This is a genomic window from Providencia sp. PROV156 (assembly GCF_028480905.1).
Classification (GTDB): Bacteria; Pseudomonadota; Gammaproteobacteria; order Enterobacterales; family Enterobacteriaceae; genus Providencia; species Providencia hangzhouensis.
In genome coordinates this window covers 165,923-181,928 of record NZ_JAMPPE010000007.1, presented here as the reverse complement: position 1 = coordinate 181,928, position 16,006 = coordinate 165,923, and the positions used below count along the sequence as shown (strand labels likewise).

Sequence of the window (16,006 nt, the reverse complement as noted above, 5' to 3'; positions counted from 1 at the left end):
ACTCGAATTATTTAGGATGTAATTCAAATTGTTTTAAATCCATTCGACCGCTTATATCTATGAATATTATTCAAAAAATGTCATCGGTTTATGGCGATTAAAATAGTTAAAGTAGGGATATTAACGAAATCCCATTTTTCAGGGGCCAAAGCTCTATGTTACTTGCCATTTATTAGGAAACAAGTAAAAAATCGCGATAAAACATTTCTGTTGAAGCGAAGCGTGGTTATTGAGCTTAAAAGCTATAGTAATAGTAAGTGAATAAAAGAAAAAGGGGGTTTTGAAGCTCTGGGCAAGAAAAGTGCAAATTCTTACTCAGAGCTAGGGAAAAGCGACTTAATTAGCTGGCTTTTTCCATTTTAGGGAGGTCGAACGCTTTTCTGAGTTGATTGACGAACTCATCATCTTCACAAATGGTTTTTCCTGGGCTATCTGAGAGCTTAGCGACAGGCTTACCATTGCACTCTACCAATTTGATCACAATATTTAGCGGCGTAACATTGGGAATATTGCAGGTTAGACGAGTGCCGATACCAAAAACAAGGTTAATCCGTTGGTGGAAATAACGATATAATTCAAGTGCTTTTTGTAAGTCTAAGCTGTCAGAGAACACCAGTGTTTTGCTCATAGGGTCGATACCCAATTTTTGGTAATGAGCAATGGCTTTTTCTCCCCATTCGATTGGATCCCCTGAATCATGACGCAACCCTTGGTAGCGGTTCGCAAAGTTAGCATCAAAATCACGCAAAAAGGCATCCATGGTGATACAGTCAGTTAATGCAACACCTAAGTGATTAGGGTATTCATCTAGCCAGCTCTGCAATGCCTCGCGTTGGCTATTTGCCAATTCAGGGCTGATTTGCTGGTGGGCTTGGAACCACTCATGGGCTTGTGTGCCAACAGGGGCTAGGCCTAACTCGTGAGCAAGTTTGTAATTGCTAGTCCCCACAAGGTAAGGAAATTCTTGTTTAAGCATCGAAACAATGGCGGATTGTACATCGTAGGAAAAACGGCGGCGTGTCCCGAAGTCCATTAGCTTAAAATTAGACAAGTCGAGTTGGTGCTCATCAGCTTGTTGATAAAAAACATTTAACAGCTTTTTAAGTTGCTGAACAGCATCATCAGGATGAATGTTTGGGTGCCTATCTTTTTGGATGATTTCACTGACCAATGCAAGGAGTGGTACCTCCCACATGATCACTTCACGCCAAGGCCCACTAATGCGAATAGCCAATTGGCCTTCGTCGGTGGTACTGACAACGACTTGTTCAGGGTTAAAGCGGAATGATTTTAACCACGTAAGATAGTCTTCTTGGAAGAAAGGTAAGCGGCGGAGAAAATTCAGTTCATTATCAGAAAGTGATAAGTTAGCCATCAACTGAATTTGTTGCCTGATTTCATTGGCGTAAGCACCTAAGATCTCACTGCTACGACAGCGGAACTCAGCGACAACCGGTACCTGGTGGTAACGGTGGAAAACGGCCTGCTGCATATGAAGCTTGTAAGCATCGGTATCAAGCAGTGATGTAATAATTGGTGTAGCGTCTAAATTCATGGCACGCAGACATCCTCGCGGAGCTTATCTTTACCACTAATGCTATTCATTTATACTCTTGTTTCCCTTGAAAACTGTTTGATTTTTCAAAAAGTCACAATGAGATAAAAGCAGCAATAGTCGTTAGCTAAATCGTTAAAGTTGCAAAAGTATACCCACTTTAGCAAAAGATAGAAGTGTTATTCTACCACTTGGTTTCAAGGAGCACGGCAACCTAAATTCGCGCATTGCCTTTTTGTATTACTATAAAATCAAATAAATACGTTTTATTCGTATTATGTTCCATAGAAATAGACAAAAAGCATTAATCACGAAAAGATACTAACACGCTATAAAATATTTAATAGTACTATAGCACCAACAAACAAACGAATTCTTAACAAAATTAAGCAGGGTGTGACATACAAAGCTAACATTGCCATAAAAATAGATAACATTTTTTGATGAAAATGTTTCTCAAATCCATTCACATTATTGTGGCTTATAGTATTGTATAAGTAATAAAGCAGTACGATATTGAATATAACGAATTAAAAGGTTACTTATGACCCAGCTAAGACAAGCGAAATATCGTCAGGATTATCAAGCACCTGATTACACAATTACAGAAATTGACCTCGATTTTAATCTTGACCCAGTGAAGACAGTCGTTACCGCAATAAGTAAGGTAAAACGCCTTAACTCTCAGTCATCAACACTTGAACTCAATGGCGAAGATTTATCACTAGTCAGTATTGAAGTCGATGGCAAAGCGTGGAAAAACTATAAAGAATCTGAAGGTAAATTGATTATTGAATCATTACCTGAATCTTTTACACTGCGGATTGTGAATGAAATTAGCCCTGAAAAAAATACAGCGTTAGAAGGGCTATATGTTTCAGGTGAGGCGTTATGCACACAATGTGAAGCAGAAGGTTTCCGCCATATTACCTATTACCAAGACCGACCAGATGTGCTGGCTCGCTATACCACTACAATTACAGCGGATAAATCACGTTATCCTTATTTATTATCAAATGGTAACCGTATCGCAGAAGGTGAGTTAGAAGACGGCCGCCATTGGGTGAAATGGGAAGACCCATTCCCAAAACCAAGTTATTTATTTGCCTTAGTCGCAGGCGATTTTGACGTTTTAAAAGACTTATTTGTCACTCGTAGTGGCCGTGAAGTTGCATTAGAACTTTTTGTCGATAAAGGTAATTTAGACCGTGCACCATGGGCAATGCAGTCCCTGAAAAATGCCATGAAATGGGATGAAGAACGCTTTGGTTTAGAGTATGACCTTGATATCTATATGATTGTTGCCGTTGATTTCTTCAACATGGGAGCAATGGAAAATAAAGGTTTGAATGTCTTTAACTCTAAATATGTTTTAGCCAAAAGTGAGACAGCGACGGATAAAGACTATCTGAATATCGAATCTGTGATTGGTCACGAATACTTCCATAACTGGACAGGTAACCGTATCACTTGCCGTGACTGGTTCCAATTGAGCTTAAAAGAAGGGTTAACTGTTTTCCGCGATCAAGAATTTAGCTCTGATTTAGGCTCTCGCTCTGTTAACCGTATCAACAATGTTAAAGTGATGCGTTCAGCCCAGTTTGCTGAAGATGCAAGCCCAATGGCGCATCCAATCCGTCCTGACAAAGTCATTGAAATGAACAATTTCTATACTTTAACAGTGTATGAAAAAGGGTCTGAAGTCATTCGCATGATCCATACGCTGCTCGGTGAGGAAATGTTCCAAGCGGGAATACAACTTTATGTTCATCGCCATGATGGCAGTGCGGCAACCTGTGACGATTTTGTGCAGGCGATGGAAGATGCGTCAAATGTTGATTTATCACTATTTCGTCGTTGGTATAGCCAATCAGGGACGCCAGTTTTAACTGTGCGTGATGAATATTCACCAGAAAAACAGCAATATACGCTACATGTTAGCCAAATGACGCCACCTACAGCGGATCAAGCTGAAAAGCTGCCATTACATATCCCATTGGATATTGAGCTCTATGATGAGCAAGGTGGAATTATTACGCTAAAACGTGATGGTAGTGTGGTAAATTCAGTGCTAAACATTACGCAAGAAACTCAAACGTTTGTTTTTGATGAGGTGACAAGTCGCCCAGTTCCCTCCTTATTGCGTGAGTTTTCAGCCCCTGTAAAATTAGATTACAACTACACAGATGAGCAATTAGCTTTCTTGATGCAGCATGCAAGCAATGAATTTGCTCGTTGGGATGCTGCTCAGCAACTCATTAATAATTATGTAAAAATTAACGTGGCTCACTATCAAAATGGTGAGACTTTAGTTTTACCTGAGCCAGTAGTTGATGCTTTCCGCGGTGTATTATTAAGTGATTCGATTGACCCTGCGTTAGTCGCCTTGATCTTAACGTTGCCTTCCGAAAATGAGCTTGCAGAATTATTTACGGTTATTGACCCGGTAGCGATCCACGAAGTGGTGAATTTTATCCATCATCATTTAGCAGTAGAAATGCATGATGAGCTTCTCACCGTTTATCGCTCCATTAATATTGATGGCTATCGTGTTGATCACCAAGATATTGCTAAACGTTCATTGCGTAATATTTGCCTGCAATACTTAGCGGCGGGTGATGATAGCGAACTGGCGAATAAATTAGTGCTGGAACAATACCAATCTGCCGATAATATGACTGATTCATTGGCCGCATTGACAGCCGCTAATGAATCACAGTTAGCTTGTAAAGAACAGTTAATGGCAGACTTTGATGAGCGTTGGCACCATGACGGGTTAGTCATGGATAAGTGGTTTACATTGCAAGGGGCAAACCCTGCAAAAGAAGCGCTTGCCAATGTACGTGCATTATTGAATCACCGCTCATTTAGCATGAGTAACCCTAACCGTGTTCGCTCACTCGTCGGTGCTTTCACAGCAGGGAATCCCGTTAATTTCCATGCGAAAGATAGCAGTGGTTACCAATTCCTGTATGAAATTTTAGTCGATCTGAATACACGTAACCCGCAAGTGGCTTCGAGGCTGATCGAGCCGTTGATCCGTTTAAAACGTTATGATGAACAGCGCCAAGCACAGATGCGCAAAGTGCTTGAGCAATTGAAAGCGCTCGATAACCTTTCTGGTGATCTATTTGAAAAAATTACCAAAGCGTTAGAAAGCTGATTTATATATAGCTAACCAATTATTGGTTTTAATAAGCCGCTAAAATTAATTTAGCGGCTTATTTGTTTATGACAATAATGGAATATTAAATGAGAGATAACTGTCATAAAGTGGTTGTTTTCCCCCAAAAAACCAGGCAAATGAATTTTTATTGATTTTTTCATGGTAAAAGCGCGGTGAGATAGGGTAATCTATAGCGCGTTTTATCCGACGAAAAATAGTTCGCACAGTGAAAACTCGGCAATCAGTCTTTGGCGAGGGTTTTGGCGCGCGACATAATGTCTATTTTATTGAAACGCACTAGTAAAAATAGGTTATTGGATATGTTATATCATCTTGCCCGCAAGGCACTGTTCCAGCTCGACCCTGAAAAAGCTCATGAATTGACTTTTCGCCAGCTTCAACGTTTGAACCATTCCCCTTTCCAATGTCTTATTCGCCAATCTGTTGCCACTAAACCCGTTCAATGCATGGGGCTTTCCTTTAAAAACCCACTAGGGCTCGCCGCGGGTTTAGATAAAGATGGTGAATGTATTGATGCATTTGGTGCAATGGGTTTTGGGTTTATAGAAATTGGTACGGTAACTCCTCGTCCACAGTCTGGTAATGACAAACCGCGGTTATTTCGACTTGTAGAAGCAGAAGGTTTAATTAACCGGATGGGTTTTAATAATAAAGGTGTCGATAACCTTGTTGAGAATGTTAAAAAATCGAATTACGGCGGAGTCATTGGTATCAATATTGGTAAAAATAAAGATACACCTGTTGAACAAGGTAAAGATGACTATTTAATTTGCATGGATAAGGTCTATGCTCATGCAGGTTATATTGCTATTAATATTTCCTCACCAAATACGCCAGGCTTGCGTACATTACAATATGGCGAAGCACTAGATGATTTATTAAGTAGTATAAAAGCAAAACAACTGGAATTACAATTACAGCACCAAAAATATGTACCTGTCGCTGTAAAGGTTGCGCCTGATTTATCTGAAGAGGAAATTATCCAAGTTTCAGATAGCCTAGTTAGGCATAATATTGATGGCGTTATTGCAACGAATACCACGCTAGATCGTTCTTTGGTTCAAGGGATAAATCATTGTAATGAGGCTGGTGGGTTAAGTGGCCGTCCTGTGCAATTAAAAAGTACACAAGTTATTAAGATTATTTCACGTGAGTTAAATGGAAAGCTGCCAATAATTGGAGTAGGTGGAATTGATTCCCTTACCGCGGCGCGTGAAAAAATGGAAGCGGGTGCCTCTTTAATTCAAATTTATTCTGGTTTTATTTATCATGGGCCAAAATTAATTAAAGATATTGTTAATCATATCTAGTAATAAATTGTAAATTTACGTATCAAGGGGGTTTATTTATTCCCCCTTTTAAACTATATTGCTAATAGTGGCTATTTTTGTATCAAGTTGAACTCAATTTTCAGTAGATTTGCTATTTAGATAACAATATTATCCAGTTATTTCTAACGCATCTTCTTATTTAGCAGATCCAATTTTTAGCATATAAAAATAGCCTTAGAGTAAATTTAGAAAGGATCATTATAGAGATCATTTCTACTTTATTTACCGGTAAATCGCTAAAGGATCGTTTATGAATATTAAACCTGATGATCATTGGCGTTGGTATTTTGATCATGACCATAATAGGGTGATGTTAGATCTCGCCAACGGCATGATATTTCGTTCATGTTTTCCTGCTAAGATGCTAACGGTTTTTGCTCGTAATGAGATGCCTTTTAGTATCGAAGATGCAGGTGAATATTATTTATTTGATGAGCAGGCTAAAAGGCTAAATATTACTCAAGAAGAAAGAGCTGAATTAGTCTTAAATAGTTTAGTTGCTTTTCGTTTTTTAAAGCCACAGATGCCAAAGAGTTGGTACTTTTCTTCATTTCACTATATTAATGAGCCTAAGCAGGGGCAAATAATTCAAGTGTGTTTAGAAAATACGAACCATTATTCCACATTTATTATTGCTGAGGCTGGCCCTTCTGCGAGTTTATGTTTATTAGCGGAACCAATTTTAGAATTACCCGATCGAACTTTACGATTTTGCGATCCAATTAAGATCATGAACGATCGCATGCTTGAATATTCATCTAAAGTGAAACGTCAATTATACGGTAATGCTATTTAAATGATCGCTAGAGATCAAAAAAGAATAGTGAAACAAAAAGTTTTTTTGCTAATTAATCTAGTTTTGAGCGTTTAACACCATCGTAGAATTGAAACCTTGATGGTGTTAAAAAGCAAAATCAACGCTTAATTAAACGCTAATTTAACGGATGTTTTCGGGATACAACTACAGGCGAGTATATAACCGTTTTCTTTAATGGCGCTTTGTTTTAACGGGGTGACTTCCCCTGAAATAAGTTTAATTTTACAGCGACCACAGATGCCAGCTCGACATGAATAAGGGATAGTTAAACCATTGGATTCTAATTGCTCCAGGATCACATTTTGGTTATCACCGGTATATTCTGTTTCTTCAAAAACTAAACTGACCTTATTGGCTTGAGTATTTAAACTATTAGCTGCTAGGTCACTTTCCCGCTCTTGAACTAAATACTGTTTTGCTGGTTTAGTTTCTAATACCGTCAGAGTATCGCCAACACGAATAACACCGGTATTTTTAATAATCACATTTTGGCCAAAATCGACATCCCCTGTTTCATCTGAACGGAAGGTTTGTAATGTCGCAAGTGGCTCACTGTGGGGATGTTTGATCCCTTTCTCTGGGCTAACAGTAGTTAAAATGCATCGGCTACATGGCCTATCTAATGTAAAGATGACATCACCAATTTGAATGGTTTTCCATGTATCTTCTTCAAAAGGCTTGGCGCCTGTAATAATTAAGTTGCCACGAAACTGTTCTAATTTAATACTGGCAGGGCAACGGCGTTGCAGTTCTTGGACAGAAGCTTCGTTGATCAGTAAGAAAGGGTAGCCGTCAGCAAAAGACATCGGCACATCTTTGTGTTCTTTGACGCGACGAGAAAGCTGCGGGCTTAGCCAGCGTAGTTGTACCGGTTCGTCAAAAAAGGTACTTAACCAGCGATTTATTGCTTCAGGTGCAATAAGTGCATGAAAATGATTGTCCCAAACTTCAGTAGGGCTCTGCTTCTCATCAAAGTCCTGATACAATACCGTCGCACTTTCGCCATTTGGTGCTCGCAAGTGAAGACCATTATTGAGCATTACCGGTGTAAAAAGTAACATTTGTGGATATTTTCTCGCCGTAATAAATTTACCTTCCAGCGTGGTTACCATAAAATTACGATCAAAAGTCAAACCGCTAATATCAGCGAAGGCGTGGGATAAACGAACTCCTCGCATAGATTTAACTGGGTGTGTGTAAAGGCGCGAAAGCGTTATCATTTTTTAATCCTTATAATTGTGCGTAGCAACTTTATGACAACTGCATAAGATTAGCTATAATGCGCAACAATTTTTCATCCAAATTGGTAATAAATACTATGAATTCTCTGTTTGCCAGCACAGCTCGCGGCCTTGAAGAACTACTGAAAACGGAATTAGAATCGCTTGGCGCTAGCCAATGCAAAGTGGCCCAAGGGGGTGTCTATTTTCAGGCCGACGAACGTGTGATGTACCAAAGCCTACTGTGGAGTCGGCTGGCATCGCGTATTTTATTGCCACTGAATGATTTTGACGTCTACAGTGACTTAGATTTGTACCTCGGTGTACAAGCAATCGACTGGAGTGAGATTTTCTCCGTCAATGATACCTTTGTTGTTCATTTTACAGGGACTAACGAAGAAATTCGCAACAGCCAATACGGTGCATTGAAAGTGAAAGATGCTATCGTAGACAGCTTCGTACGCAAGCTAGACCAACGTCCTGATGTCGCTCGCCAGCAAGCGGATATCCGCATCAACGTCTACCTTAATAAAGAAAAAGCCAGTGTAGCACTCGATTTAAGTGGTGATTCATTACATATTCGTGGCTACCGTGATTTGGCAGGTCAAGCACCCTTAAAAGAGACGCTGGCGGCAGCAATTATCAACCGTTCAGGTTGGCAGCAAGGAACACCCTTGGTCGACCCGATGTGCGGTTCAGGAACCTTGTTAATTGAAGCTGCAATGATGGCAACAGATAAAGCCCCCGGGTTACACCGTACGCATTGGGGCTTTTATGCATGGTCGAAATTTAACGCGGAACTTTGGCGTGAACTAACCACGGAAGCGCAAGTGCGTTTCCGCCAAGGTTTGAAAGAAACGACATCGCGTTTTTATGGTTTTGATATCGATAAGCGCGTACTGGAAATGGCTCGTGCGAACGCGCGCCGTGCAGGGTTACAAGATTTAATCACCTTTAAGCAAGGTGATGCCGCTGCATTGGAAAACCCAGTTAAGGCCGATGCGTTAGGCACGATTATTAGCAATCCCCCTTATGGGGAGCGTTTAGAAAGTGAGCCTGCTTTAATTGCGCTACATAGCCAGTTAGGGCGGATCGTGAAGGCCCGGTTCCCTGGTTGGCGTTTATCGATTTTTAGTGCTTCTCCTGAGTTACTCAGCTGTTTGCAACTGCGTTCAGAGCGTGAATTTAAAGCTAAGAATGGTCCTTTAGATTGTGTCCAGAAAAACTACCAGCTAGCGGCTACGCCATCAGAAACGATAGCGGAAATTTCTCCTGATTTTGCAAATCGTTTACGTAAAAATATCAAGAAATTAAGTAAATGGGCAAAACAACAAGGCATTGATAGTTACCGTGTTTATGATGCTGATTTACCTGAATACAATGTTGCGGTTGATATTTATGGCGATAAAGTGGTGATCCAAGAATACGCGCCACCGAAAACCGTTGATGAACGCAAAGCTCGTCAACGCCTATTTGATGTGATCACTGCAACAATGAATGTATTAGAACTGACATCGAATCAGCTAGTGTTAAAAACGCGCCAGCGCCAAAAAGGCAAGCAGCAGTATGAGAAATTAGCGCAAAAAGACGATTTCTTTTTAGTGCAAGAATACAATGCGAAAATGTTGGTGAATTTGACGGACTATCTGGATACAGGGTTATTTCTTGACCATCGTATTGCCCGTAAAATGTTAGGCCAGATGAGTAAAGATGCCGATTTCTTAAACTTGTTCTGTTACACCGGCACTGCCACTGTGCATGCAGGGCTTGGCGGCGCGAAAAGCACCACTTCCGTAGATATGTCACGCACTTATCTTGAGTGGGCTGAGAAAAACCTACAAGCGAATGGGCTAACAGGTCGTCAGCATCGTTTAATTCAAGCGGATTGCTTGAGTTGGCTGGCGAATAGCCGGGAACAATTTGATTTGATCTTTATTGATCCCCCAACATTTTCAAATTCAAAACGCATGGATGGTACGTTTGACGTACAACGAGATCATATCCAATTGATTACCCACCTAAAGCGGTTATTACGCCGTGGTGGAACCGTAATGTTTTCTAATAACAAACGCGGTTTTAAAATGGATCTTGAAGCAATTAAAGAATTAGGATTACAAGCACAAGAAATCACAGCGAAAACACTGTCAGAAGATTTTGCTCGTAACCGCCAAATACATAACTGCTGGCTAATTAGCCACGCAGAGTAAGGATAGAATCAATGGCTTTAATTAATTTGTCGGGTGCATACCTTTCGTTTAGTGATGCCCCATTACTGGATAATACCGAAATTCATATCGAAGATAACGAACGTGTATGTTTGGTTGGTCGCAATGGTGCGGGTAAATCAACGTTAATGCGTGTGTTAACGAAAGAACAGCCGTTAGATGATGGCCAATTGGTTTATGAGCAAGATTTAGTTGTTGCACGCTTGCAGCAAGACCCACCGCGTAATATTGAAGGCACTATTTTTGATTTTGTGGCTGAAGGTGTTGCAGAACAGGCTCAGTACCTCAAAGATTATCACCATGTTGCAAAAGAGGTCGAAACCGACCCGAGTGAAAAAAATCTAAATAGATTGGCTGAATTGCAAGAGGTGTTAGATAACCGTAATTTATGGTTATTGGACTCTCGTATCAGTGATGTGCTGAAAAAACTCGGTTTACCTGCAGATGCAGAACTGTCTTCACTATCAGGGGGTTGGCTTCGTAAAGCAGCTTTGGGCCGTGCGTTAGTGAGTAATCCACGAGTACTATTTTTAGATGAGCCAACCAACCACTTAGATATAGAAACAATTCTTTGGCTGGAAAACTTCTTAAAAGATTTCCAAGGCAGCATCGTATTTATCTCCCATGACCGTTCGTTTATCCGTAATATGGCAACACGTATTATTGATTTAGACCGTGGGCAGCTGTCTTCTTGGCCGGGTAATTATGATGACTACTTGGTGAATAAAGAAGAAGCATTGCGTGTTGAAGAGATGCAAAATGCAGAATTCGACCGTAAATTAGCCCAAGAAGAGACGTGGATCCGCCAAGGTATTAAAGCGCGACGTACTCGTAACGAAGGTCGTGTTCGTGCGCTGAAAGCGCTACGCGTAGAGCGTTCAGAGCGTCGTGAAGTGATGGGCACAGCGAAAATGCAAGTGGGTGAAGCAGCCCGTTCTGGCAAAATTGTGTTCGAAATGGAAAATGTGAATTACCAGATTGATAATAAAGTACTGGTAAAAGATTTTTCAGCTCAAGTATTACGTGGCGATAAAATCGCGCTAGTTGGGCCAAACGGTTGTGGTAAAACAACATTATTGCGCTTAATGCTAGGGGATTTACAAGCAGATAGCGGACGAGTTCATTGTGGGACCAAGTTGGAAGTTGCTTATTTCGACCAGCACCGTGCGGCATTGGACCCAGATAAAACCGTGATGGATAACTTGGCAGAAGGCAAACAAGAAGTCATGGTCAATGGCAAGCCACGCCATGTTTTAGGCTACTTACAAGATTTTATGTTTCCACCAAAACGTGCGATGACTCCTGTTAGGGCGCTTTCAGGTGGTGAGCGTAACCGCTTGTTGCTTGCACGTTTATTCCTAAAACCAAGTAACTTATTGATCCTCGATGAACCGACTAACGACCTTGATGTCGAAACCTTAGAATTACTCGAAGAGCTAGTTGATGGTTACCAAGGAACGGTTTTATTGGTTAGCCATGACCGAGAGTTTGTTGATAACAGTGTGACAGAATGTTGGATCTTCGAAGGTAATGGGGTTATTAAGCGTTTTGCGGGCGGATATTACGATGCTCAGCAGCAAAAAGCACAAACAGTGAGTTTGAAAGCAGAACAAACGGGTAAAGTGACTGCCCAAGATAAACAGACGAAACCGAAAGAAACGGTAAAACGGTCAAATAAGCTCAGTTATAATTTATTACGTGAATTGGAACAATTGCCAGCAAAATTGGAACAACTTGAAAGTGAAATTGAAACATTGCAAACTCAAGTTGGTGATGCCGATTTTTTCAATCAACCACATGATGTAACAGAAAAAACGCTGAGTCAGCTAGCTGCAAAAGAAGCTGAACTAGAGCAAGCATTTGACCGTTGGCAAGAGCTAGAATTGCTGAAAAATGGCTAATTACGTTTTAATTAAAGGAGCAAATACACTTTGTGCAACCATGCGTCTCATGAACATGTGCTTTGTCCTCAGTGTGACATGTTGGTTGCAGTTCCTGAGTTGGAACAAGGGAGCAAGGCAACGTGTCCACGCTGCGAAACCACATTGGTCTCAAAGTGGCGATATCCGTATAAGCAGCCGGCAGCATATGCATTTAGTGCATTAATTATGCTGTTTGTTGCCTGCTTGTTCCCTTTTGTTAAGATGGGCGCCGCAGGGATTGAAAATGAAATTTCGCTATTCCAAATCATTGAAATTATAGCAACCACGCGTTATAGCGGTCTGGCACTATTTTTTCTATTCTTTTCATTGATTATTCCTGCATTTTGCATGGTCACCATTATCCTTTTAGGGTTGCAAGTTCATATTCCTAAAGGTATTAAAGTGGTGATCACCCGTATACTGTTCCAAATGAAAGCGTGGTGTATGGCTGAGATTTTTCTAGCGGGGGTCTTAGTCAGTTTTGTTAAATTGATAGCTTACGGCGATATTGGCATCGGGTTAAGCTTTTTACCTTATTGCGCGTACTGCATGCTGCAAGTAAGGGCTTTTCAATGCTTAGATCGTCACTGGCTATGGAACAGAATTGAAGCGGCTCCGAAATTAGATAAGCCGTTAATCGTGGGCCAGACGGGTATTAAACAAGATGTACGTTTATGTCTTGTGTGTACGGCGATTTTACCTGCCGAACAATCAAAATGCCCACGTTGTCACTCCCATGGTAGTGTACGGAAAAACCAAAGTTTACAATGGACTTTGGCACTTTTAGTGACATCAATTATGTTGTATATCCCTGCTAACGTACTGCCAATGATGACCACAAATACGTTGGGAACCGCATTAAACTCGACCATTATTGACGGAGTCATTTTGTTGTGGGAAGACGGGTCATATCCTGTTGCCATGGTGATTTTTGTGGCCAGTATCATGGTGCCTACATTGAAAATGATAGGAATTGCATGGCTTTGCCTAGATTCCAAGGGGTACGGTAATCGTGACCCACATCGTATGCATTTTATTTATGAGTTGGTGGAATATGTTGGTCGTTGGTCAATGATAGATGTATTTGTTATCACTATTTTAGCCTCTTTGGTTCAAATGGGGCAGTTGATGAATATTGTCCCTGCGATGGGGATTATTTTCTTTGGTGTGGTTGTTATTCTCACAATGTTTGCAGCGATGACCTTTGACCCTAGATTAACTTGGGATCGCTGTGAAAGAAAAAATGCAGTAAATACTGTTGAACAAGAAGGAGTCATCGGGTGACTGAAAAAGAAACACCGCAGGCCAATGCCAAAATTAGCAAGCTAAAAAGTTGGTCGCCTGTATGGGTGATCCCAATAGTGACGCTCTTGCTTGGTGCTTGGGTTTTATTTTACCACTTTAGCAACCAAGGCCCTGAAGTGACATTAATCACTTACAATGCTGAAGGAATAGAAGCGGGTAAAACGAAAATTAAAAGTCGCAGCGTTGATATTGGCGTTGTAGAAAGCGTGACACTTGATGACAACTTTAGTCGAGTGATTATTAAAGCGCGCTTGAATAATGAAATGAAAGAATTGTTGCGTACCGATTCCGCGTTTTGGATTGTAAAACCGACAATTGGGCGTGATGGCGTCACTGGGCTTGGCACATTACTTTCAGGTGCTTACATTGAGCTTCAACCGGGGTTAGCGGCAAAAGAGCATTTCGAGTTCACCTTATTGGATACTCCGCCTCTTGCATCACCAGATGCTAAGGGAATTCGTGTTGTATTGGTGAGCGATAAGGCAGGGCAACTAAACCCAGGTGACCCAGTTTTATTCCGTGGTTACCGAGTTGGTTCTGTTGAAACTAGTGACTTTGATATGGACAAGCGTGATATGCGCTACCAATTATTTATCAATGCGCCTTATGACAAATTGATTAGTTCAAATGTACGTTTCTGGAAAGACAGCGGTATTGCTTTTGATATGTCATCCCAAGGTGTTCACGTTGAAATGGGCTCAATAGCCACATTACTGACCGGTGGTGTGAGTTTTGATGTTCCAACAGGGTGGGTTCCAGGTGCAAATGTGAAGGAAAATACTGAATTCCAACTGTTTGATAACCAAAGTAGTATTCAAAATTCCTTGTATACGCAGTATCAAGATTTTGTTTTGTTTTTCTCAGACTCAGTGCGAGGCCTGCAACCCGGAGCGCCAGTAGAGTTCCGTGGTATTCGTTTAGGTACCGTTGCACAAGTGCCTTTTTATACGGAAGGTTTAGACCAATCACTGGATAATGACTTTAGAATTCCGGTTTTGATTCACATTGAGCCAGAGCGTTTCTCTAAAGATGTCGGTAAGAATTTTAATTTGAAAAATGAATTAAATTTAGCCTTGAAAGATGGCTTAAGGGCATCATTAAAATCAGGAAACTTGCTAACTGGCGCATTATTTGTTGATTTGGATTTTGTGCAAAATGCAGAGCCTTATAAAGGCCCAACTGTAGTTGCTGGCTATAAAATTATCCCGACAACCAGTGCAGGGTTAGCGCAAATTCAACAAAAAGTCATTGCAGTGTTGGATAAAATTAACAATATGCCAATTGAACCAATGCTTAATCAAACGACACAAACATTGGCAGAAGGGCAGAAAGTTGTTAAAGAAGCTAATGCCATGTTGGCACAGCTTAACAAAGTGATGGCGAGTAAAGAGTTCCAAAATTTACCTCATGACTTGCAAAAAACACTGCAAGAAATGAACCGTGCAATGCAAGGTTTCCAACCTGGTTCACCAGCCTATAATAAAATGGTGGATAACATGCAGCGTTTAGACCAAGTATTGAGAGAAGTTCAGCCACTTTTACGTACTTTAAATAATAAGAGTAACGCATTAGTTTTTGAAGCTGAGCCAACGAAGGATGTTGAGCCTAAAGGAGTGAAAAAATAATGAGATATTTATTATCGATATTTGTTTTATTGTTGGCGGCTTGTAGTAGTACTCCTGAGAAAAAGTACTATCAATTGCCAATGAAAACTCCTCAGACACAATCTGCAGAGGTGATGGATAAAGGCCAAGTATGGTTACAGCGCATCATGTTATCGGATGTATTGACGTCAAATGGTATTACTTACCAAACGACAGATGTCAGTTATACCAATGCGAGTACACACTTATGGGCTAGCCCATTAGAACAACAGCTTGGGCAGTCGATGGTGAGAGAATTATCTGCGGCATTACCTGAAAAACTAGTTTCTTTGCAGCCATTACAGAACTCGCCGGATACGCTCGATATCACTTTAACGGCCTTTAATGGGCGGTATGACGGTAAAGTATTAGTTCAAGGCTTTTGGACTTACTCTCATAATAACAACGTGATCCGCCGTAATTTTGATGTGCAATTAGATCAAAATGAAGATGGTTACCCGGAGTTGGTCCGTACGTTATCGATGGGCTGGCAGCAAGTGGCTGAGAGTATTGCGAAAGAGATAGGTAAATACTAGTTATTACCTAAGTATTTTATATTAAATGCACCTTTAATATATATGGTTTATATATTTTAGGTGCATTATTATTTTTATTAAATATAGATATCTTTTTAATTTATATATTAGTGAATGATAAATTCTTTTGTTCTCTAATATGATGATAAATAAAAGGATATTTTTATTTATGATTAAAATCAATAGATTATATTAATTGCCACATACAAGTCACATTTATGCTATTTATGACAAATATATGAAAATCTTTACTTGATTTTTTTAT

At 40.4% G+C, this 16,006-nt stretch carries 10 protein-coding genes; 8 read left to right on the top strand and 2 right to left on the bottom strand.

Annotated elements, in window-relative coordinates; genetic code table 11:
- Positions 1-340: 340 nt before the first annotated feature.
- Positions 341-1,555 (bottom strand): nicotinate phosphoribosyltransferase, encoded by a 1,215-nt coding sequence (pncB, locus tag PSF31_RS07565; RefSeq protein WP_096864222.1) that lies wholly within the window; start codon positions 1,553-1,555, stop codon positions 341-343.
- Between the two features lie 544 nt (positions 1,556-2,099).
- Here pncB and pepN point away from each other — a divergent pair.
- From pepN to PSF31_RS07550, 3 genes are all read left to right on the top strand, one after another.
- Positions 2,100-4,718 (top strand): aminopeptidase N, encoded by a 2,619-nt coding sequence (gene pepN, locus PSF31_RS07560; protein WP_096864221.1) that lies wholly within the window; start codon positions 2,100-2,102, stop codon positions 4,716-4,718.
- 323 nt (positions 4,719-5,041) lie between these two features.
- Positions 5,042-6,052: a quinone-dependent dihydroorotate dehydrogenase gene (pyrD, locus tag PSF31_RS07555; RefSeq protein ID WP_036958164.1), complete on the top strand. Its 1,011-nt coding sequence runs from the start codon at positions 5,042-5,044 to the stop codon at positions 6,050-6,052.
- A gap of 271 nt (positions 6,053-6,323) precedes the next feature.
- Positions 6,324-6,869 carry a cell division protein ZapC gene (locus tag PSF31_RS07550; protein ID WP_004256145.1) on the top strand — a complete coding sequence of 182 codons (546 nt, stop codon included), beginning with the start codon at positions 6,324-6,326 and terminating at the stop codon, positions 6,867-6,869.
- A gap of 125 nt (positions 6,870-6,994) precedes the next feature.
- Here PSF31_RS07550 and PSF31_RS07545 read toward each other — a convergent pair whose 3' ends face one another.
- Positions 6,995-8,110, bottom strand: coding sequence for a YcbX family protein (locus PSF31_RS07545; protein WP_096864220.1), 1,116 nt, complete (start codon positions 8,108-8,110; stop codon positions 6,995-6,997).
- 98 nt (positions 8,111-8,208) lie between these two features.
- Between PSF31_RS07545 and rlmKL the strand changes: the two genes are divergently transcribed.
- The 5 genes from rlmKL to pqiC are packed head-to-tail and all read left to right on the top strand — an operon-like array spanning position 8,209 to position 15,741.
- Positions 8,209-10,317: a bifunctional 23S rRNA (guanine(2069)-N(7))-methyltransferase RlmK/23S rRNA (guanine(2445)-N(2))-methyltransferase RlmL gene (gene rlmKL, locus PSF31_RS07540; protein ID WP_096864219.1), complete on the top strand. Its 2,109-nt coding sequence runs from the start codon at positions 8,209-8,211 to the stop codon at positions 10,315-10,317.
- 11 nt (positions 10,318-10,328) lie between these two features.
- On the top strand, positions 10,329-12,236 hold the full coding sequence (locus PSF31_RS07535; RefSeq protein WP_096864218.1) for an ABC transporter ATP-binding protein: 1,908 nt from the start codon (positions 10,329-10,331) through the stop codon (positions 12,234-12,236).
- Positions 12,237-12,266: 30 nt separating this feature from the next.
- Positions 12,267-13,541, top strand: coding sequence for a membrane integrity-associated transporter subunit PqiA (pqiA, locus tag PSF31_RS07530; protein ID WP_071585858.1), 1,275 nt, complete (start codon positions 12,267-12,269; stop codon positions 13,539-13,541).
- On the top strand, positions 13,538-15,187 hold the full coding sequence (gene pqiB, locus PSF31_RS07525; RefSeq protein ID WP_004256135.1) for an intermembrane transport protein PqiB: 1,650 nt from the start codon (positions 13,538-13,540) through the stop codon (positions 15,185-15,187). Before pqiA ends, pqiB begins: the two co-directional genes overlap by 4 nt.
- Complete coding sequence (gene pqiC / locus PSF31_RS07520; RefSeq protein WP_096864217.1) at positions 15,187-15,741, top strand: membrane integrity-associated transporter subunit PqiC; 555 nt, start codon at positions 15,187-15,189, stop codon at positions 15,739-15,741. The genes pqiB and pqiC overlap by 1 nt, the downstream gene beginning before the upstream one ends.
- Positions 15,742-16,006 lie beyond the last annotated feature (265 nt).

Excerpts from the sequence above, each read along its gene's own strand:
- PSF31_RS07550 (WP_004256145.1), top strand. The coding sequence starts at position 6,324 with ATGAATATTAAACCTGATGATCATTGGCGTTGGTATTTTGATCATGAC.
- pqiC (WP_096864217.1), top strand. The coding sequence starts at position 15,187 with ATGAGATATTTATTATCGATATTTGTTTTATTGTTGGCGGCTTGTAGT.
- rlmKL (WP_096864219.1), top strand. The coding sequence starts at position 8,209 with ATGAATTCTCTGTTTGCCAGCACAGCTCGCGGCCTTGAAGAACTACTG.
- PSF31_RS07535 (WP_096864218.1), top strand. The coding sequence starts at position 10,329 with ATGGCTTTAATTAATTTGTCGGGTGCATACCTTTCGTTTAGTGATGCC.
- pepN (WP_096864221.1), top strand. The coding sequence starts at position 2,100 with ATGACCCAGCTAAGACAAGCGAAATATCGTCAGGATTATCAAGCACCT.
- pyrD (WP_036958164.1), top strand. The coding sequence starts at position 5,042 with ATGTTATATCATCTTGCCCGCAAGGCACTGTTCCAGCTCGACCCTGAA.
- pncB (WP_096864222.1), bottom strand. The coding sequence starts at position 1,555 with ATGAATTTAGACGCTACACCAATTATTACATCACTGCTTGATACCGAT.
- PSF31_RS07545 (WP_096864220.1), bottom strand. The coding sequence starts at position 8,110 with ATGATAACGCTTTCGCGCCTTTACACACACCCAGTTAAATCTATGCGA.